This is a genomic window from Francisella sp. XLW-1 (assembly GCF_008711455.1).
GTDB lineage: Bacteria > Pseudomonadota > Gammaproteobacteria > Francisellales > Francisellaceae > Francisella > Francisella salimarina.
In genome coordinates this window covers 40,158-61,210 of the sequence record NZ_VXKP01000006.1, presented here as the reverse complement: position 1 = coordinate 61,210, position 21,053 = coordinate 40,158, and the positions used below count along the sequence as shown (strand labels likewise).

Sequence of the window (21,053 nt, the reverse complement as noted above, 5' to 3'; positions counted from 1 at the left end):
AGGGAAAATATAAATCGTTACGGTGTTTTTGAGTTATCAAAGTCAAAAACATCAATACCACTAGAGTTTAATATTCAGAGTAGAAAACAAACATGACCCTTTTTTACTAGGATCCCGGCCGGAGGTCAATATGTTTGATGTAAATATTAAAATAGAAAATGAAGTTATAACTATAGGTAACTTTGATAATATAAAAGAAGCTTCAAACTCGTTTCTAGATTATTTAAATATATAACTAGTTTTTTTCAAAACTAACACTTAGGTAATGTAACACCAACCTGGCCTTGGTATTTACCACCCTTGTCTGCATAAGAAGTTTCACACTCTTCGTCCGATTGGAAAAATAGCATCTGAGCTACACCTTCATTAGCATATATTTTAGCCGGTAATGGTGTTGTATTTGAGAATTCTAAAGTCACATAGCCCTCCCACTCTGGCTCAAGAGGAGTTACATTAACAATAATTCCACATCTAGCATATGTGGATTTACCTAAGCAGACTACTAGAGTATCTCTTGGGATTTTGAATTTCTCAACTGTACGAGCTAAGGCAAAAGAATTAGGAGGAATAATACAAACATCTCCTTTAAAATCTACAAAGTTTTTATCGTCAAAGCTTTTGGGATCGACTATTGAAGAGTTTATATTTGTAAATATTTTAAACTCATCAGCACAACGTACATCATATCCATAACTTGAAGTTCCATAAGAAACGATTTTTTGGTTATTAGAAACTTTAATTTGTCCTGCCTCAAAAGGTTCTATCATATTATGCTCTTGAGACATTTTTTTGATCCATTTATCTGATTTTATAGTCATTACTATTATTTCTCTCTTAATTTTCTAATTTAACACCAATAGAATCTAAACTACTTGCTTTAGGTAGTTTTTCAATTTCATTCATAATATTTTCAGCAACTGTCATATAACTAGTATTGATAGCATCATCTTTATCTAAACTGACATATGGTTTTCCATTATCAGCATTTTCACGGATAGATTTATGTAGTGGTAAATTTCCTAAAAATTCAATGTTATTTTTACCACACAATAGATGAGCACCATCTTCACCAAAGATGTGATCATTATTACCACATTTCGGACAAATATAGTAACTCATATTCTCTATGACACCAAGAGTTTTTATATCAACTTTTTGGAACATTGCAAGTGCTCTTCTTGCATCAATCAGTGATAAGTCTTGTGGTGTCGTAACGATTACAGCTCCTGTTACAGGCATATTTTTAGAGATAGTAAGCTGGATATCTCCTGTTCCAGGTGGCAAGTCTAAAAATAAATAATCAAGATCTCCCCAGTCAGTATCATTCAAAAGTTGCATCAACGCTCTAGATACAATAGGACCACGCCAAATTACTGCTGATTCAGGGTCTATTAGATTTCCTATAGAAATTATCTTAACTCCGTATTTTTCCAACGGAATAATCTTTTTCTTGTCTGTTGTATTAGGGTTCTGTTTCAGATCAAATAATGTTGGTTGGCTAGGACCATAGATATCAGCATCTAATATACCAACACTAGTCCCCATCTTTGCAAAACTAACTGCAAGATTAGCTGTAACAGTTGATTTACCAACACCACCCTTACCAGATGCAACCAAGATTATATTTTTTATATTAGGCAAAAGCTTCTGTCCTTTTTGGACTTTCCTTTTAGCGACATTTTCAATTTTCATGATTTTAAATTACTAGCGTTTTCGCTATTATAGATACAATTTGACTGTAATTATACTTAATTAAATATGCTTAAAAAAGTGATTTTAAAACGATTTTGCTAACAAGCATTGGTGGAATGTTAGAATTCTATGACTTTGTCATATTCGGTATGTTTGCAATCGTCTTGGGCAAGACATTTTTTCCACCAGAAGGATCTGTTGCATTACAAGCGCTCTCTGCATTTACAGTTTTTGCCGTAGGTTATTTTGCTAGACCGTTTGGTGGAATATTATTTGGACATATTGGCGATAGATACGGACGTAAAAAAGCATTTATTCTTACAATACTATTTATGGGTCTAGCATCTTTTTTGATAGCACTACTACCTTCATATCAGTGTGCAGGTATATTGGCTACATTACTATTTGTAGTACTACGAATTATCCAAGGAGCCGCAATTGGTGGCGAAATTCCAAGTGCTGTAGTTTTTGTGAAGGAATCTTTAGTTAAAAATGGCGGTCTTGCTTGTGGAATTATTTTTTGCTTTATTAACTTTGGTATAATCTTTGCAGAGATTACAAAGATTATAACAACTCATTTTCTTACCGATGATTATGCTTGGCGCGTAGCTTTTATGTTTGGTGGTCTTGCTGCTATTATTAGTTATTTTTTTAGAAAAGAGATACATGAAACCAACACTTTTTTAAATAAGAAAGATCATCACAAAGTTCCATTAATTGATTTATTTAAAACAGAAAAGCTCGCAATCGTAAGAGCAACAGCTGCAGTCTCAATATTTGCTATGGTAGTTGGTTTTTTCTCATTATATTTACCAACTTACTTTCAGCTAAATCATATAGAAAATGGACCTAGTTTAATACTTATTAATCTTTTTGTTTTTTCAGTAGTTTCTATACCTGCAGGATATCTTGCTGATAAATTTACACCTTTACGTATACTTTTGATTGGTGCTTTAGGCTTAATGATATTTGGAAGCTTTTTCTACTATAGTGTTATAACTAATTCAAAATATCTTTTAGGAATAATGCTTATTAACAATATCTTTATGGGACTTGTTGTTGGAGTAGCATCTAATTATGCGAGCACTCTATTTACGCCAGGAGTACGAGCTAGTGGATTAGGTTTTAGTTATAATATTAGTTTTGCAGTGTTTAATGGTGCTTTTTTAGCTCTAGCGAGCTTAGGGATCGCTAAGGGATATATATTAACGCCTCTATATCTAATATTAACCGTAGTTATCATTTCCATTATAATTTTACTTGTCACTAAAAGATTTGGTCAATATAACATAGCTATATAGATTGCTATCATTATGATAAAATTTTTCTTATATTTCTTTTATTTAGTTTTACCATGGAAAACTTCCTAAACAGTCTAGTATATATTTTAGAAGCAAATACAATTTTGTTTATATGCCAAGCTTTTACCATTTTTGTAGTCTTAAAACTAATTGTTGACAAAAAATCACCATCAAATATATTAGCTTGGCTATTAGCTATACTTTTTATTCCTTACGTTGCGATCCCATTCTTTTTTATTTTTCAGCGTAAGGATAAGCGTAAATTTTGGCAAAAAAATGCTATGAGTATGGATGATACCGAATCATTTGATAAATCATGTATATATCAAAATAGTTGTCAGGACTTACCTGTTAGTGTTATTAGAACATTCTCAAATCTTGAGTTGCCTACTCTAACTATGAAAAACTCGTTTGATATTTATACTGATGGAACAAAGTCATTTGAAGTATTTATAGAGGCTATAAAATCAGCCAAACATAGTATTTATATTCAAACATATATTATCAAAAATGATACAACATCAAAGCTTGTAATAAGAGCATTAGAACAAAAAGCTGCTGAGGGTTTAGATATTAAAATATTAATAGATTCATTAGGATCATTTTATGTTTATCGTCATAACAAAAGAGTATTTAAGAATCTAAGAAAGCTAGGCGCTAAAGTAGTATTTTTTATGCCTATAATATCTAATCCTTTGCGTAATTATATAAATTATCGTAATCATCGTAAAATATTCATTTTTGATAATAACACAGCTTTTAGTGGTGGAATAAATATAGGTGATGAATATATGTCACCGACTAAGCATAATGGAATGTGGAGTGATTTATTGTTCAAAATTGAAGGAGAATCTGTAGTCCACTTTCTGAAAGTTTTTTGTTCAGACTGGCACTTTGCAACATCAGAAGAACTAAACTTCAAAATTGAAAGTCAAATCACAACTGAGTGTTTCGCTCAGGTAATACCTTCTGGTCCAGATATGCATAAAAATCAGCTTTATGCTGGATTAATTACTGCCATAAACTCTGCTCAACATAGGTTATGGATTATAACACCATACCTAATCCCATCACTTGATTTACTACAATCGATACTATTAGCAAAATGTCGTGGAATAGATGTAAAAGTAATCACACCTAAAAACTCTGACCATAAAATAATTAATCGAGCTAGATCTAGTTATATTAGAGATTTACTCGAATGTAACATAGATGTATATTTTACTGAAAACATGCTACATGCAAAGGCTGTACTTGTTGACTCTAACATAGCTATCTTAGGTTCAGTAAATTTAGATAATCGTAGTCTATTTTTGAACTATGAAATAGCAACTTTTATATACTCACCTAAGCAAGTTAAGAAATTATATACATGGGCAGAAACTGTAATAGAAGGCTCAACACAGGATGCATCTCACCTACCAACGAAACGCACAAGTTTAATCGTTGAAAGTATAATGAAGATATTGACACCATTAATGTAAGCTACCCAGAAAATCAGGGCTGTGTTACAATCTAGCTTAATAATTTGTTATCACCATATAAATAAATGGAAAATTTCTTACTACATTTACTATACATCCTTGAAGCAAACATCATTTTATTTGTATGTCAGGCATTTACAATATTAATTGTTCTAAAATTAATAGTCGATAAGAAGTCTGCTTCTAATATAATAGCCTGGTTATTAGCTATACTTTTTATTCCATATGTAGCTATACCTTTTTTCTTTATATTCCAACGCAAAGATAAGCGTAGCTTTTGGCAAAAGGAAAATATGGATATTAGCGAATCAGGCTTACAATCATTTTGTATTAATGATAGTGATAGTTGCAAAAATTTGCCGATAGAAACAATAAATGTTTTTACAAATATGGATCTACCAACCTTAACAAGTAAAAACTCTTTTGAGATGTATACTAATGGGGTTAAGTCATTCGAAGCTTTTATGGAAGCGATTGAAGCTGCTAAGAAAAATATCTACATTCAAACGTATGTATTTAAAAATGACACAACATCTAAACTTGTAATCAGTGCCTTAGAAAAAAAAGCTGCTGAAGGTGTTGAAGTTAAAATGATGATAGATTCTTTAGGATCATTCTATATATATCGTCACAATAGAAAAATCTTTAAAAACTTACGTAAATTAGGTGCTCAAGTTGTATTTTTTATGCCGGTAATATCAAATCCACTTCGTAACTATATTAACTATAGAAATCATCGTAAAATATATATTTTTGATAATCATACTGTATTTAGTGGCGGTATGAATATAGGTGATGAATATATGTCGCCAATTGAGCATGAAGGAATGTGGGATGATATTTTATTTAAAATCCAAGGAGATTCATTAGCATATTTTCTTAAAGTTTTTTGCTCAGACTGGCACTTTGCTACAAGTGAAGAGCTTGAATTTAAAATTGAAAACACTATTTCTCAGGAAGGTTTTGTTCAAGTAATACCTTCAGGACCAGACTTACAGGAAGATCAACTATATTCTGGTCTTATTACAGCTATTAATTCAGCCAAAGAAAAGCTCTGGATAATAACTCCATATCTAATACCATCTGCTGAACTATACCACTCAATTATACTAGCAAAAAAGAAAGGCATAGATGTCAAAATTATTACACCTAAAAAATCTAATCATCAATTAGCTGATCGTGCTAGAGCTAGTTATATAAGAGATTTTCTAGCAAATGATATTGATGTTCATTTTACAAAGAATATGATCCATGCAAAAGCCGTGTTAATAGATAATAATATCGCTATGCTTGGTTCTGTTAATTTAGATAATCGTAGCTTATTTTTGAATTATGAAATTGCTACTTTTTTGTATAGTAAGAACGATGTCGAAAAAATATATCAGTGGGCTGATAAAATATTAGCTGATTCTACTCAAAGCACACAGCATATGACCACAAGTAGAGGTAGCCTGATCGCAGAAAGTATTCTTAAAATACTTACTCCGTTAATGTAACCGTAAATCGTAACACTTATTTGCTATGTTTTAAATAGACTTTTGTTGATATTTTTTTATTTGATAAAAGCTGGTTAATCTCTTGAATTTGTAAATTATTATGTCCTTGTTTTTGATTTATTTTAGTTAAACCAAGGAGATATACTATTATGCAAAAACTTAAAGCCACATCGAAAGCATTGTTAATACTAGGATTAGGTACAACAGTATTGACATCATGTTCAAATGATGATGACAAAAGCAATGTTGATCCATTAGAACTTTATACAAAAGTTACTCAGCTTGAAGCTGCTTTTGATGAGCAGTATGGCGATACATTCAAACTACCCCAAAATGCTAAACAATGTACTAAAAATATTACCAAAAACTCAGATGTATTTAAGTATATGGATAGCAAAACAGGTTATGATTATACAGATAACTCTCAATATGCCCAAACCGCAAAAAAATTAGTAGATAGTTTAAATAATCTAATGTACGAATTTAAAGATATTGGCTTTATTAAAGCTATAGAGCAAAGTGGTAAACACCCTGCTATTATGTTCGATATTGATAATACTCTTGAATTAACGTCTTTTAATGATGATTACGATAGCAAAGGTACCAAACCAACTCCATATATTACTGACTTTGTAAAAAAACAATGTTTTAAAAATGGAGTTGATTGCTATTTTATAACTGCTAGATATTGTAATACTGCCTCAGCAACTACTACTGCAAAATGGCTAAAAAATAATCTCAATCTTACAGATGATCAGATTGATAAATATGTATTTTTATCAGGTTCAATTGAAAATAGCCTTTGTGCGTCTGGTGCAAATGATAAAGTCGCTTATAAAGATTCATTTAGACAAGCCCTATCAGAACAAAGAAATGTATATTGGTTGATGTCTATTGGTGATCAAATGACTGATTGGTACGGCTCTCATAGTGGTTTAAAAGTCAAATTCCCAAATCAATTATTCCAAAGTAATATAGTACCTAATAACTATGATAACCCTAGCAACTGTATGTTGATGACTGTTACTGCTCCTACTCAAAGTTGCTATGATAGAATTAAATCAGGAATATTAGAGCATGGTACAATTAATTATTGTAAGAATTTCAAAGAAAATAAATATTATAGTGGTAATTAAAGTCTAAATTATTGTTAATTTCTAAGTCCAAATAGCGACTATTGCCATAATTGCAAAGCCAATAATTACAAAACTATACTGCTTTGTATTACAACAGTCTTTAACAAGTACAGATCTATCTAAACCATGTAAAGTTCCCATATATATAAAAGTACCTGCTGCTATAGCAGTAAATGTAGGCTCAACAAATGGATTTGAAACGTAGTTATGTGCAGCCTGTCCAAATAATATTCCTAATGGTGTCATAAAAACAAATATTATAAATAGGATTAGCCTTGCTAAAAATCTTAGGTTTGTCTTATTAATAGTTATAGCTAAAGCAAAACTTGCTGCCCATTTATGAGTAATAATTGCTAGAAATATTGCTAATGCGACACTTAACTGTTCTGATAAACCCAATGCTGCACCTTCAAAAAAACTATGAATAGACAACATTATTGTTGCCATTATAGCCATAAAAGATAGATTGCCTTTATTGCTCTTTGATAGTGCTCCACCTATATGTTCTAACAACAAAAAGAGTAAAATAGTTATCCCTGCTATCAAAAATGGAAATGGGTAGTCTATATTTAGTTCTGAAAAATCCCCAACTGAATCACTTAGCATATGAATTAGACCAGCACCTAAAAATACACCGCTTGCCAAAGCATCACCTATTGGGAAGTGAAATCCCTCAGGATTATTTGCTTTCTTTACAAAAGGAAATATACCAGAAATCGCCGTTACGAATAAAATCACAAGCAGAATTGTTAATTGAAAATTACTCATCTTTAGACCTCTTCATCATCTGATTCAAACCAAGCAGGAAATGGATCTGCTAAATCGGTATATTTTTCTAGATTATCCCAGTAGTCATTTATTAAGCAATCATCTAGAGCCGCTTTTATTTGCTCATCTTTCATTTCATCTTTTAGATCAATAAATACTATCTCTTGTCTTCTATCGCCGCTGATATCATTCCATCTATCTTTTAGCATCTGTTGAAACTCTGGGGTATTTGGCCATTGCTCTTTATCCATACTAGCCCACCACATGCCCATACCTTGATGCCTTACTAAAGCACCAGCTTGAGAAACTTCACCAACATAATCTGGTCTTGTAGCTAGCCAAAAGAATCCCTTTGCTCTAACTACGCCTGGCCACTCTACATTGTCAAAAAAGTTTTTTATCTTAACCGGATCAAAAGGGTTTATTGAATGATAAACAAATGATTTAATACCATACTCTTCTGTTTCTGGTACATGCTCTTTGAAGTTATAAAATTCTTTGCTCCATAACGGATGATTTTCAGCTTCTTCTAAGTTGAATTTTTTTGTATTTACTACCTTATTTATATCAACTTTTGAAAAATTTGTTTCGATTATTTCAGCATCTACATTTAGTCCTTTAATTATAGATTTGATAGTATCTTTGTCTTTAGCTGAACAATTATCAACTTTGTTTAAAATGATTACATTTGCAAATTCTATTTGCTCAACCATAAGGTCAACTATTGCTCGGTCATCTTCTTCCCCTAAGCTTTCATCAGTATTTTTTAGATACTCTGAAGAGCTATAGTGATTCATAAAATTAACACTATCAACTACTGTAACCATCGTATCTATATAAGCAACATCGGCTAGACTCTTACCCTCTTCATCTCTAAACTCAAAAGTTGTCGCAACAGGTAATGGTTCTGAGATACCAGTGCTTTCAATAATTAAATAATCATATTTTTGTGATTTTGCTAACTGCTCTACTTCTATTAGTAAATCTTCACGCAGAGTACAGCAAATACAGCCATTACTAAGCTCAACCATCTTTGCTTCAGTTTTTGAAATATGTGAATCATGATTTTTGATTAGCTCAGCATCTATATTTATTTCATTCATGTCATTAACAATCATAGCAATTTTTAAATCATTACTATTATTGAGAATATTACTTAATAAAGTAGTCTTACCAGCCCCTAGAAAGCCAGATAAAACAGTAACAGGTAATTTTTTCATATAGAGTTTTCTTGTAGTTAAAGTTTGATTGATATAATACATAACTACACAATATGTTACAATATAACAGTTTATTAAATAATAAGAAATGAGTTATACTTTGTCGAGTAAATTAAATAAAATTTGACTTCTATTAATGAGTAAAAGTATACAAATAGCTAAAAATTTCTGTGAAAAGAATAAATACAGATTTACTAAACCTCGAGAACAAGTGCTCCAAACTATTTATAATCAAAGCACTCCGCTAAGTGCTTATGATATTTTAGAGATTCTTTCAGCAAAAAAACAAACAAATCCCCCTACTGTATATAGAGCAATAGATTTTTGGTTAAAACATGGTTTTATCCATAGGATAGAAAGTCAAAATTGTTATGTAAAATGTAAAGAAAATCACAAGCATCAAGGTTTTGAAGTATTTGTTTGCCAAAATTGTGGTTTTGTTGATGAATCACATTTTTGTAATCTAGACATATTTAAAGAGTTTCAAAAACTTACCCCTTATCAAGTTGATAGTTGGAATCTTGAGTTAAGAGGATTATGCGACAAATGTATAAAATAATATAAACCAGCTTATATTAATAATTCTGTAGATAGTTAAACTCTTTGTTCTGCGCCAAACTTATTTATTAAAATAGATAAAGCAGAATCTACAGCTTGATTTATAATTATATCATCTAAAGTTTTATCATTATCTTGGAAAAGCATACTTAAAGCTATGCTCTTTCTTGCATTTTCTTCAGACTCATAGATATCAAAAATATTTACATCTTTTAGTATGCTTATATTAAGGTCATTTATAGCTTTGATAATATCTCCAGCAAGTACAGATTTATCAACTAAGAATGATATATCTCTTGATACAGACGGATATTTAGAAATTTTCTCAAAACTAGGTATTTTTTTGTTAGTTAAAACAGCTAAGTCTAACTCAAATACTACTGGTGCTTTGGCTTTGATTTGGAATGTTTTTAAAACAGATGGATGAATCACACCAATTACACCAATCTTTTCACCATTTGCTAGTATATAAGCTGACTGACCTGGATGAAGCCAATTAACATCATCACAAACTTCAAAACTTAGATTTATAACATCAGCACAAAGTCCTTCGATATCTGCTTTAACATCAAAGAAATCAACTTTTTTAGTATTTGACCAATTAGGGTTTAAAAGATCTCCATAAGCTAGACCTGCAATTCTATCAAACTGAACTCGTTGGTTATTCTCTAACTTAAAACAAGCACCCTTCTCAAAAATTCTAATTCTATTTTGCTGACGGGCAGTATTAGCTTTAAAAGAGTTAATTAATCCCGGTATCAAAGATTGTCTCATTATAGATAAATCTTGCGATATTGGATTTTGAATAGCTATACCCTTTTCTTCAAAGAAAAACTCATCAAACTTAGGATCTATAAAGCTATAATTAATAGCTTCATGATAACCTCTATCAACTAGCCTAGCATTTAAAGTATCTATAGGTTGCTTTGTTTCTGATATATTAATTTTAGAAGCTTGATACTTAGGCATAGTCTCAGGCAGATTTGAATAGCCATATACACGAGCAACTTCTTCAATTAAATCTTCTGGAATTTCCATATCAAAACGATATGATGGAGGAATTACCTCTAAACAGCATTCATCTATTTTTGTAACTTGCATATGTAAGTTTGTAAGTACTTCAGCTACATATTCAATAGTAAACTGCGTACCCAAAACTCTATTTAGTTTATTGATACATAGATTGATAGGTGTAGTCTTATCTATAGATTCAGAATCTTCTACACCTGATATAGGTGCTACTTCACCACCAGCAATTTCCACTATTAAATTAATAGCTATCTGCATCGCATCCTGTGGTAGCTTAGGATCCACACCTCTTTCAAATCTATGTGAAGAGTCAGTATGTAAGTTATATTTACGCGCTTTACCAGCAATTTTCTCTGGTACAAAATGTGCACTTTCTAGGAAAATATTAGTCGTAGAATCTGTAATTGATGAATCTAAACCACCCATCACACCTGCTATTGCAAGAGCTTTTTTATCATCTGCAATTACTAGAGTATCTGATTGTAATTTAACTTGTGTTTCATCTAACAGAGTTAGCTTCTCATTATCATTTGCATAACGAACATTAATACCACCTTCTAGTTTATCCAAATCAAAAGCATGCATCGGCTGACCAGTTAGTAACATCACATAGTTTGTCACATCAACAAAAAATGAAATACTGCCTACGCCACTTCTTCTAAGCTTTTCAACTATCCATAGTGGAGTTTGAACTTTGTTATTTACATTTTTGATAATACAACCCAAATAAGACTTACAAGCATCATCAGCTAATATTTGCACATCTTTTGTATCTTCTAAAGATACTTCGGTAGCTTTGATCTCAATATCTTTAAGTTGTGTTTTTGTAAGAGCTGATACTTCGCGAGCAATACCATAGACACTTAGGCAGTCTGCTCTATTTGGGGTTAAATCAACTTCGATAATATTATCATCTAAATTTAGATACTCATTCATATCTTTGCCTACTGGAGCATCTGCTGGTAGATCCATCAAACCATCAGCCTTCTCAGCTAGACCAAGCTCTTCTTCTGAGCACATCATCCCAAAAGATTCTTGCCCACGAAGTTTTGATTTCTTGATTTTAAAGTTACCAGGTAAAACTGCACCTATTGTTGCAACAGGAGCTTTCATACCCTCATAGATATTTTTGGCACCACAAACTATAGTTAGTAGCTCTTCTTCAGCTATATCTACACTACATATATTTAGTTTATCAGCATCTGGATGTTTATTTATAGCTTTGATTTGCCCTACTACGACACCTGTAACCTTTTCAGCAACTACTGGCTCAATCGCATCAACTTCTAAACCAGCTAAAGTTAAAGTATCTGCTAGATTTTGGCTATCTTGAGTATCATCTAGATATTCATTTAACCAATTATGTGAAAATTTCATTTATAAACCTCAATAATAAAAATTAAAACTGTTTCAAAAATCTTAGATCATTTTCAAAGAACATTCTCAAATCATCAATACCATATCGAAGCATAGCTAATCTCTCGACACCCATACCAAAAGCAAAACCTTGGTATTTCTCAGTATCAACATTGCCAGCTTTTAGGACTTTTGGATGCACCATGCCACAACCTAGCACCTCCAACCAACCAGTATGCTTACATACTCTACAACCTTTACCATCACATATTACACACTCCATATCTGCCTCTGCTGATGGCTCTGTGAATGGAAAATATGAGGGTCTAAATCTTACTTTTAAATCCTTTTCAAAGAATGAATTTAGAAATGCGTGTAAAAGCCCTTTTAAATCAGCAAAAGAAACATCTGTATCAACCAATAAGCCTTCTACTTGATGAAACATTGGAGTATGAGTAATATCAGAATCACAACGATATACTCTACCCGGAGCTATAATCCTAATAGGTGGCTCTTGCTTCTCCATAGTACGAATTTGCACACCTGATGTATGAGTTCTAAGTACATGAGTATCATCAATATAAAAAGTATCATGCATAGCACGAGCTGGATGATGTGATGGTATGTTTAGAGTCTCAAAATTATAATAGTCACTCTCAATCTCAGGACCAACCTCTACTGCAAAACCATTTTGTTTAAAAAATGCTTCGATACGATTAAGCGTTTTTGTTACAGGATGAAGAGAACCTTGATTTTGCCCCACTCCCTTTAATGTAACATCTATCTTCTCATTAGCTAATTTTTCATTTAATTCTGCTTCTTCAAATTTTGCTAGTTTTTCATTAATAGCATTTTGTAATGCTTGCTTTGCAATATTTACTGCTTGACCAAGCTTTGGTTTTTCTTCATTTGGCAATGTAGCTATCAGCTTCATCATACCAGTTAACTCACCCTTTTTACCAAGATACTTTACTCGAATATCATCTAGAGACTTTTTATCACTGACAAGATTTAACTCTTCAAGAGCCTGATCTCTCATTTGATCAACTATTTGCATACTAATCCTTTATTTAAAAACTTGCAGATATTATAGACAAAAAAGATTTTTATTAAAATGTGGTAAGACAAACAATTTAAGAGTTTTAGTTAGTTTTTTTATTTAAGCCATATTTACTAATTATAAAAGCACCTACAACACTTATTATTCCACCAATTATTGATATATATGCTTCTGTCTCTCCTAAAAAGATCCAACCTAAGAATAAAGAAATAATAGGCATAAAATATAACGAGCTAATAGCAACTGTTGCAGGAATATTTCTAAAAGCATATCCCCAAAATAAATAACCTAATGCTCCAGGAAATACTCCTATATAGATAACAACAAAGATACTTGTAAAATTTGCAGTAGATAATTCTGTATAAGCCTCGCTAGAATATATCATTAACATAATTGTGCCAAACCAAATACAATATGTAATAGCTTCAATTGGGTGAAATTTCATAAATAAACTTTTCTGGAAAACCGAATAAATAGCACCTGAAAAACAGGCTCCATAAACTAAGCAAATACCAATAAATTCAAATGAGGTATCATTCTTTGAACAAAAAATTACTGCGGCACCTATGATAGCTAAAATAAATCCAAAAATACCATATTTATTAATTTTTTCACCCCAGAATATAAATGCAAATACAGCTACAATTATGGGAGCTTGTGCTATGATAAAATTAGCACTAGATGCCGTAACTCTAGATTCTCCAGAATTTAACAGTACGTTATATGCAAAAAAACCAAAGAAGCCTAAAATAGCAAATCTCAACAAATCCTTAAAACTAGGCCTAGCTTTATCTTTTTGTCTAAAAAATATTATAAGCATAACAATACTAGCTATAGCATATCTGGCTAATGATAAGCCTCCAGCACTAAATCCATTTAACATCAAATAACGGATTCCAATAAAAGCTGTTGACCACATTGTTATAGTGAGTAGTAACAATATTAATGCCTTTTTAGCAGAAAGTTGATTATGCATCATTATTAATTGGTTGATATTATTTAATCTTGAATCATTTTATTAAGTTTTTTGCCAATTACAAAAGCAATTATTGCAAAAACTATCGCGACTAAGGAAACATAACCGAATAACTCTTGATATTTATGGAAACTACTTATAGTCATCTGAGTATTAAAACCTTTTGACTCATCATACTGTATACCACTTGTAACTGCTTGAGCAATTGTTGTACCGATCTTAATACCAATAGCTGATGTTATAAACCATGTTCCCATAGCAAAGCCTGTGATTCTCTGAGGTAGAAGCTTAGCCATTAAAGACAATCCTAGGGCTGAAATCAATAATTCACCAGCTGAGAAAAACACTGTTATAGCTAAAACTTCCCAAAGTATACTGACTTTAGATGTGGGATCGTTAATTATACATGCTAAAAACATACTGCCATATGCTAAACCACAGAATAAGATTCCTAAGGCAAATTTAAATGGTAAGCTAAAATCTTTTGCTCCTAGCTTTGTATATATAAAAGCTAATATAGGTGATAATATAATCACACCAGCAGTATTCAAAACTCCAGGTATACTCTGAGGATTGACACTATAACCAAATAAATCCAAATTAACATGATGCACGTTAAACAGGAAAAATGACGTTGATTTTTGCTGATATATTATAAAAAATAATACTGCATACACTAATAAAACAATCGCCGCGACTATCTTTTTTCTTGAACTAGGATCTTTTTCAACATAAATTTGAAAAGCAAAGACTCCAAAAATGAGTCCCGCTCCAAACCATAATATGTAGTTTATAGTATCATTGGCTTGTAATATTATGCTTAATCCCATTATAGCGATAATGAATATCAAAACTATAAGAATAGTTTTTAGATATCCCATGTTTTTAAAATCTACTTCATTACCAATATTTTTGATACTAGAATAGCTCAATATACTATTCAATATACCTATCGCAAAACCTACAGAACACACACCATATGCAACAGTATAACCATATTTAGTTGCTAAAACTGGTATCAAAAGAGACGCGGATAATGATCCTAAATTTATCGACATATAAAAATATGTATAAACAGAATCTAATTTTAGTTTATCGGTATATATTCTAGATATTAAGTTTGTAGGTGCCGGTTTAAACAATGAAGACCCAACAATAATACAAGCCAAACTTATATAAACATAATTATCTATACTCACAAAATAAGGACTTAACGCTAAGCTAAAATATCCAATCAGAAGAAAAAAACCTCCTAAAAACATGGTTCTTTTTATGCCAAAAATTTTATCTGCGACGTATCCACCAATAGCATTAAAAACATATGTTAATGAAGCAAAGCCTCCAAATAGAAGTACAGCTTGTTTCTCTGTAAAATCAAAACCATACTGGCTCATAAAAAACAAAATAGCCGTATAGCTAAACCCGTAGTAACCAAATCTTTCAAAAAATTCGAAAAAACATAACAAAAAAAATGAATTTTGTTTTCTAATATTCATCAACTTTATATCCAAGATAATTTTATTTAGAATTCGATTATAGCTACTATTAACTTATATTATAAGAAAAAATATTTGAAAAATAGCACTAATAATATTTGTTTGTATGATGGTAGTTAATCAAAAAAAACATACCAAATATTAAATTTATATTTCAAATTAGCTCTAAATTACTTATATTTGAAGTTATAACTATCTTAGATACAAGAATGATGTCAAATACTAAAGAAGTTAAATTTAAGAACATGGTTGCCTACGGGTCAGGAGATTTTTTTGGCGGTGGTGCCTTTACTATTCTTGGATTATGGCTGATGTATTTTTATACAAATATTGCTGGATTATCTGCAGCAGAAGCAGGATTAATAGTAGCAATTGGTAGAGGTCTCGATGTGTTTGCAGATCCAATTATGGGATATATTTCAGATAATTGGCGAGGTCCATTAGGCAGAAGAAGGTTTTTCTTTGTAGTAGGCGCTCCTTTAGTTTCAGTATTTGCTCTACTTTGGATTCCTGGATTTGGCTTTTGGTACTATTTATTCGGCTATATTGCTTTTAATTTCATTTTCACAATGATTCAAGTTCCTTATGAAACATTAGCTGCGGAAATGACAGATAGTTATCATATCAGATCTAAGATGACTGGAATTAGAATGGTCTTTTCACAAAGCTCTAATATTGTTGCAGGATTTTTACCTGCAGCTATTATGTATTTTTTTGCTGATGAAAAAACCTCTTTTATAATTATGGGAGTTATTTGTTCAATACTATTCATGCTACCATGGTTCTTTGTCTATAAGTTCACTTGGGAAAGAAAAGTTGAAGTTTCAAAAAAAGAACATTCTTCTTTATTTAAAGAAATAAAATTCATATTTATTAATATATTTTCAACACTACGAGTTCGAGCATTTAGACTTAATCTCCTGATGTATATTGGTGCTTTTGTCGCATTAGATGTATTTGGAGCTAGTTTTGCTTACTATTTTACTTTTATATTAGATTACAATATTAGTTCTGCATCAATCGTATATACATGTTTTTCAATAATTCAGGTTATTTCAGTACCTATATTTGCATATTTATGTATAAAAGTTGGTAGTGTGATGAGTTATAGAATTGCTATTAGCTGCCTACTTGTAAGCATGCTTAGTTTCCTTATCATTCCTATGTTTACTCCGATTCTTGCTTTAATCTCATTTGTTGTAATTATATTTGTTTTAGGTTTTGCTAGAGCAGGATGCTACTTTACACCATGGAATATCTATAATTTTATTGCAGATATAGATGAAGCATTAACCACTAAAAGAAGAGAAGGAACTTTTGCTAGTACAATGACCGTTTCACGTAAACTTGTTCAGGCATTAGCGTTTGCAATTGTTGGTTTTACCTTATCAATTTTTAATTTTAAAGCAGGAGTCATAACTCAATCAGAATCTGCTTTATTGGGAATAAATATCTGTTTTATTGGCGGCACTATACTGTTTTGTATTATTGGAGCTATTGCAAGCTCAAGATTCAGATTAACTCAAGCGAAACACTCTATATTAGTAACTGAACTAGAAAGACTAAGAGCTGGAGGAGAACTCAAAAAAGCTCCCAAAGAAGCAATTAATGTTGTTGAAGAACTTACAGGTTGGCCTCATCAAAAAACTTGGGGCCATAATAATACATTTTAGGATTTTGAATTATGTTAGACATTTGTAAATTTAAACTTAAAGATACTAGGGTAGATCACATTTTATTTGAGTTAGAAGAAAAACAAATATTTGCTAGAGTTTTTGTTCTTGAAGAAAATATTTTCAGAGTACTCTTCACTAAATCCGTAAAACCATCTTTAGATAAAACTTGGTCAATAACAAAAGATGACATTCCATTTGAAGGGACTGATAGACTAGACACATCCAGTTTTAGTTGTCCTAAGTTTGAAGCTTATGGTAATGATGATTTTGCTTTTATAGAAACATCAAAGTTAAAATGTAAAATTGAGCTTAATGGCTTTAGAATTAGTTGGTATAAAAAAAATGTTGATAGCTGGATCAAAGTATCTCAGGATTTACAAACCCAAGCATATAATTTAGACTTTTGGTCAGATCGAAGTGTATACCACGCTATTAAGAAAGAACCTGAAGCTATGTTTTTTGGTCTTGGTGAAAAAGCTGGTTCTCTCAACCGTAATAAAAAACGTTATGAGATGAAATCAATAGATCCCATGGGCTATGATGCAGAAAGCTCTGACCCTTTATATAAACACATTCCTTTTTTTATATCTCATAATCCTACAAATAAAAGTTCTTTTGGAATTTTCTATGATAATTTAAGTGATAGTGTTTTTAACTTTGGTAAAGAAATTGATAATTATCATGGTCCATACATTAGCTATGAGGCAAAAGCTGGTAACTTAGATTACTATTTTATGATTGGTGATAATATCGCTGAAGTTACTGAAACTTTTAGCACGATAACAGGTAAAACTATATTACCACCCTATTGGAGTTTGTATTATTCTGGTTCTACAATGACTTATACAGACCTTCCAGATGCCCAGAGTCAAATGGATAATTTTATTAATGATTGCCAGAAATATAATATCCAATGTGGATCATTTCAGCTAAGTTCAGGGTATACTTCTATTGGTGATAAGAGATATGTATTTAATTGGAATCATACAAAATTTCCAGATATTGAAGGATTCACCAAGAAATATTTAGATAATGGTATTAGACTATGTGCAAATATCAAACCTTGTCTACTTCAAGACCATCCTAAATTAGATGAAGTTGCCAGTTTTGGTGGCTTTATATATAACAAACAATATCAAAGACCTGAATTAGCACAGTTTTGGGATGAATTAGGATATTACCTTGATTTTACGAATCCAAAAACTATCTCATGGTGGCAGGATAATATTACAAAACAATTATTAGAAAAAGGCATTGAATCAACTTGGAATGATAATAATGAATATGAAGTCTATAATGGCGAGGCTGTTTGTTATGGTTTTGACAAAGAAATAAAAATCAAACATATCAAGCCAGTTCAATCATTGCTAATGACTAAAGCGAGCTTTGAAGCTCAAAAAGCTTTCGCTCCTAATAAACGTCCTTACCTAATTACAAGATCAGGATGTGCTGGGCTGCAAAGATATGCTCAAACTTGGACTGGTGATAACTATACAGAGTGGAAAACTTTGAAATATAATCTAGAAATGGCGAAAGGCCTATCTCTATCAGGAATTTATAATTTTGGTCATGATATTGGTGGTTTTAGTGGTCCTGCTCCAGATTCAGAATTATTAATTCGCTGGATTCAGCATGGTATATTTTATCCTAGATTTACAATTCACTCATGGAACGATGATAAATCAGTGAATACTCCTTGGATGTATCCAGAAGCTTTGGAGACTATTCAAAAAGCTTTTGATTTGCGTAATGAGATAAGTCCATATATTTATCAGTTATGTTATCAAGCTCATGCTAATGCTAAACCAATTTTAAAGCCAACTTTTTATGATTTTGAATCTGATGAGAAAACATTTCAAGAAAGTAAGGATTTTATGATTGGAAACTTGCTTGTTGCAAATATTCTTGATAAAAATCAAAGAGTCAGAGAAATCTACCTACCTAAAGGTTCAAGCTGGTATGACTACTATACTGGTGAAGTATATGAAGGTGGTAAAACTGTAAGTCTGAATATTGATATCGAAAGTATTCCTATATTTGTTAAAGAAGGAAGCGTAATTGCTATAAATAAATGTAAGGCTAAATTTAATAATTTCGGACAAGATATTGTTTATAAAATTTATCCTTCTTTAAGTGAGGAAGCTACTCAACATCAAATATATTTAGATGATGGTGAAAGTACTAAGTACTTAGACAATGAATGTGGTTTCTTAAATATTCAAATCACTAATAGAAATGATAAACTAGATATTAATTGGCAATATGAGGGCCATGATAATTTCAAAGTGACTCACCCTCAGATAATCAATATGAATAAGGATTTAGAATATAATGCTTAATCTTCAAAAATTACATAATTGTAGTTTACCAAACTATCAACGTACTAATTTAAAGCCAGGAATATTGCATATAGGTATAGGAGCTTTTCATCGAGCTCATCAAGTATTCTATATTGATAAGTTACTTAATACTGGTAATCAAAATGCCCTAAACTGGGGCTATATAAGTGGTACTATTAGAACTAACCAAAAATTAATTGATGCTTTAAAAGCAAATGACTGCTTATATACTTTATCAACCAATGATGAATCTGGCACTAAAAACACTATAATAGGTGCATTAAAAGATGTTTACTTTGCAGGTAATGGTCAATCTCAAAATCTAATAACCCAAATTTCAGATCCTAATATAAAAATAATCACCTATACAGTTACTGAAAAAGGTTATTATGTTGATTTATCAACTCAAGAATTAAATTTTGAAAACCCTGATATAGCTTATGATTTAGCTAATATTAACTCACCTAAAACTGCTATAGGAATTACTATAGCTGGGCTATATAAACGTTGGCAGGAAAATGCTGGTGCTATTACTCTACTAAGTTGTGACAATATGCCAAATAATGGCAAAATATTAAAAAAAGCTATTCTAGACTTCTCAAGTAAAATAGATATGCAGTTTAGTACTTGGGTAGCAGAGAATGTTAGCTTCCCTAGCTCTATGGTAGATAGAATTGTTCCTGCTATTACTCAACAGGCTCTAGATAACATTGAAAATATGATTGGTCAAAAAGATATCTCAGCAGTGGCAACTGAAGAATTCTCTCAGTGGGTTATCGAAGATGATTTTGTAAATGGTCGCCCTGCTCTAGAAAAAGTTGGAGTTGAGTTTGTTAAAGATATAGAACCTTTCGAAAAATTAAAGCTAACTATGTTAAATGGTAGTCATAGTTTAATTGCATATCTTGGTGCTTACGCTGGCTTAAAGACAGTTGATGAAGTTATATCTCAATATGAATTTTATACATTCATTAGAAAATATATGTTAGAAATTGCAGCTCCTTTAGTAGATGGTTTACCACAAGAGATCTCAACTAGTGAATATGCTAATAAACTTTTACATAGATTTGCTAACCCTCATTTAAAGCATAGAACTGAGCAGATAGCTATGGATGGCTCTAAAAAAATTCCTCAAAGATGGTTAGGATCTTTAGTATATCTTTTAGAAAACAAGCAAAATTATGATATTTTAGCTTTGGGATTGGCTGGTTGGATATTATTTTGTAGTGGTAAAGATCAATATGGAAAAATATTAGAAATTAGTGATCCTCTACAAAATGACTATAAATTGATATATCAAGAGAATATTCAAATTATTGATATAGTTAATAACTTTTTATCATTAAAAAGCATATTCCCGGAAACAATAGCAACAAATAAAGATTTAAAAGAAAAAATAGTATTTTTTATTGAAGAAATTAATAAAAATGGCGTTATTAAAACTCTTACTAAATTAGGAGAATAAA

At 31.2% G+C, this 21,053-nt stretch carries 16 protein-coding genes; 8 read left to right on the top strand and 8 right to left on the bottom strand.

The window, feature by feature from the left end:
• Positions 1-251: 251 nt before the first annotated feature.
• Positions 252-818 carry a dCTP deaminase gene (dcd, locus tag F3D59_RS09195; protein ID WP_013923129.1) on the bottom strand — a complete coding sequence of 189 codons (567 nt, stop codon included), beginning with the start codon at positions 816-818 and terminating at the stop codon, positions 252-254.
• Between the two features lie 16 nt (positions 819-834).
• Positions 835-1,695, bottom strand: coding sequence for an Mrp/NBP35 family ATP-binding protein (locus F3D59_RS09190; RefSeq protein ID WP_150464646.1), 861 nt, complete (start codon positions 1,693-1,695; stop codon positions 835-837).
• An 89-nt stretch (positions 1,696-1,784) separates the two neighbouring features.
• On the opposite strand from F3D59_RS09190, the gene F3D59_RS09185 reads away from it, so the two are divergent.
• The 4 genes from F3D59_RS09185 to F3D59_RS09170 all read left to right on the top strand — a co-directional run bounded on the left by F3D59_RS09185 (position 1,785) and on the right by F3D59_RS09170 (position 7,109).
• The gene (locus tag F3D59_RS09185) at positions 1,785-2,993 is read left to right on the top strand and encodes an MFS transporter (protein WP_263477963.1); all 1,209 of its coding nucleotides are present in this window, start codon (positions 1,785-1,787) and stop codon (positions 2,991-2,993) included.
• A 53-nt stretch (positions 2,994-3,046) separates the two neighbouring features.
• Positions 3,047-4,477 (top strand): cardiolipin synthase, encoded by a 1,431-nt coding sequence (gene cls, locus F3D59_RS09180; protein WP_150464644.1) that lies wholly within the window; start codon positions 3,047-3,049, stop codon positions 4,475-4,477.
• 65 nt (positions 4,478-4,542) lie between these two features.
• On the top strand, positions 4,543-5,973 hold the full coding sequence (gene cls / locus F3D59_RS09175; RefSeq protein WP_150464643.1) for a cardiolipin synthase: 1,431 nt from the start codon (positions 4,543-4,545) through the stop codon (positions 5,971-5,973).
• A gap of 149 nt (positions 5,974-6,122) precedes the next feature.
• Positions 6,123-7,109 carry a hypothetical protein gene (locus F3D59_RS09170; protein WP_150464642.1) on the top strand — a complete coding sequence of 329 codons (987 nt, stop codon included), beginning with the start codon at positions 6,123-6,125 and terminating at the stop codon, positions 7,107-7,109.
• 21 nt (positions 7,110-7,130) lie between these two features.
• Here the strand turns inward: F3D59_RS09170 and F3D59_RS09165 are convergent, their stop codons facing one another.
• Both F3D59_RS09165 and F3D59_RS09160 read right to left on the bottom strand, forming a co-directional pair.
• Positions 7,131-7,877 carry a ZIP family metal transporter gene (locus F3D59_RS09165; protein WP_150464641.1) on the bottom strand — a complete coding sequence of 249 codons (747 nt, stop codon included), beginning with the start codon at positions 7,875-7,877 and terminating at the stop codon, positions 7,131-7,133.
• Positions 7,878-7,879: 2 nt separating this feature from the next.
• A complete protein-coding gene (locus F3D59_RS09160; protein ID WP_150464640.1) occupies positions 7,880-9,097 on the bottom strand; it encodes a GTP-binding protein in 1,218 nt (405 codons plus the stop codon).
• Between the two features lie 136 nt (positions 9,098-9,233).
• Here F3D59_RS09160 and F3D59_RS09155 point away from each other — a divergent pair, with 136 nt between their 5' ends.
• On the top strand, positions 9,234-9,656 hold the full coding sequence (locus tag F3D59_RS09155; protein WP_150464639.1) for a Fur family transcriptional regulator: 423 nt from the start codon (positions 9,234-9,236) through the stop codon (positions 9,654-9,656).
• Positions 9,657-9,691: 35 nt separating this feature from the next.
• On the opposite strand, the gene pheT is transcribed toward F3D59_RS09155, so the two are convergent.
• The 4 genes from pheT to F3D59_RS09135 all read right to left on the bottom strand — a co-directional run bounded on the left by pheT (position 9,692) and on the right by F3D59_RS09135 (position 15,575).
• Complete coding sequence (gene pheT / locus F3D59_RS09150; RefSeq protein WP_150464638.1) at positions 9,692-12,061, bottom strand: phenylalanine--tRNA ligase subunit beta; 2,370 nt, start codon at positions 12,059-12,061, stop codon at positions 9,692-9,694.
• 22 nt (positions 12,062-12,083) lie between these two features.
• Positions 12,084-13,097: a phenylalanine--tRNA ligase subunit alpha gene (pheS, locus tag F3D59_RS09145; protein ID WP_150464637.1), complete on the bottom strand. Its 1,014-nt coding sequence runs from the start codon at positions 13,095-13,097 to the stop codon at positions 12,084-12,086.
• An 85-nt stretch (positions 13,098-13,182) separates the two neighbouring features.
• Positions 13,183-14,076 carry a DMT family transporter gene (locus tag F3D59_RS09140; protein ID WP_150464649.1) on the bottom strand — a complete coding sequence of 298 codons (894 nt, stop codon included), beginning with the start codon at positions 14,074-14,076 and terminating at the stop codon, positions 13,183-13,185.
• Between the two features lie 23 nt (positions 14,077-14,099).
• The gene (locus F3D59_RS09135; RefSeq protein ID WP_150464636.1) at positions 14,100-15,575 is read right to left on the bottom strand and encodes a peptide MFS transporter; all 1,476 of its coding nucleotides are present in this window, start codon (positions 15,573-15,575) and stop codon (positions 14,100-14,102) included.
• 209 nt (positions 15,576-15,784) lie between these two features.
• On the opposite strand from F3D59_RS09135, the gene F3D59_RS09130 reads away from it, so the two are divergent.
• Genes F3D59_RS09130 through F3D59_RS09120 form a run of 3 tightly spaced genes read left to right on the top strand, consistent with a single transcriptional unit; the run spans position 15,785 to position 21,052 of the window.
• On the top strand, positions 15,785-17,245 hold the full coding sequence (locus F3D59_RS09130) for an MFS transporter (RefSeq protein ID WP_150464635.1): 1,461 nt from the start codon (positions 15,785-15,787) through the stop codon (positions 17,243-17,245).
• 11 nt (positions 17,246-17,256) lie between these two features.
• Entirely contained in the window at positions 17,257-19,587 is a 2,331-nt protein-coding gene (locus F3D59_RS09125; RefSeq protein ID WP_150464634.1) for a TIM-barrel domain-containing protein, read from the top strand.
• Positions 19,580-21,052: a mannitol dehydrogenase family protein gene (locus F3D59_RS09120; RefSeq protein WP_150464633.1), complete on the top strand. Its 1,473-nt coding sequence runs from the start codon at positions 19,580-19,582 to the stop codon at positions 21,050-21,052. Before F3D59_RS09125 ends, F3D59_RS09120 begins: the two co-directional genes overlap by 8 nt.
• Position 21,053 lies beyond the last annotated feature (1 nt).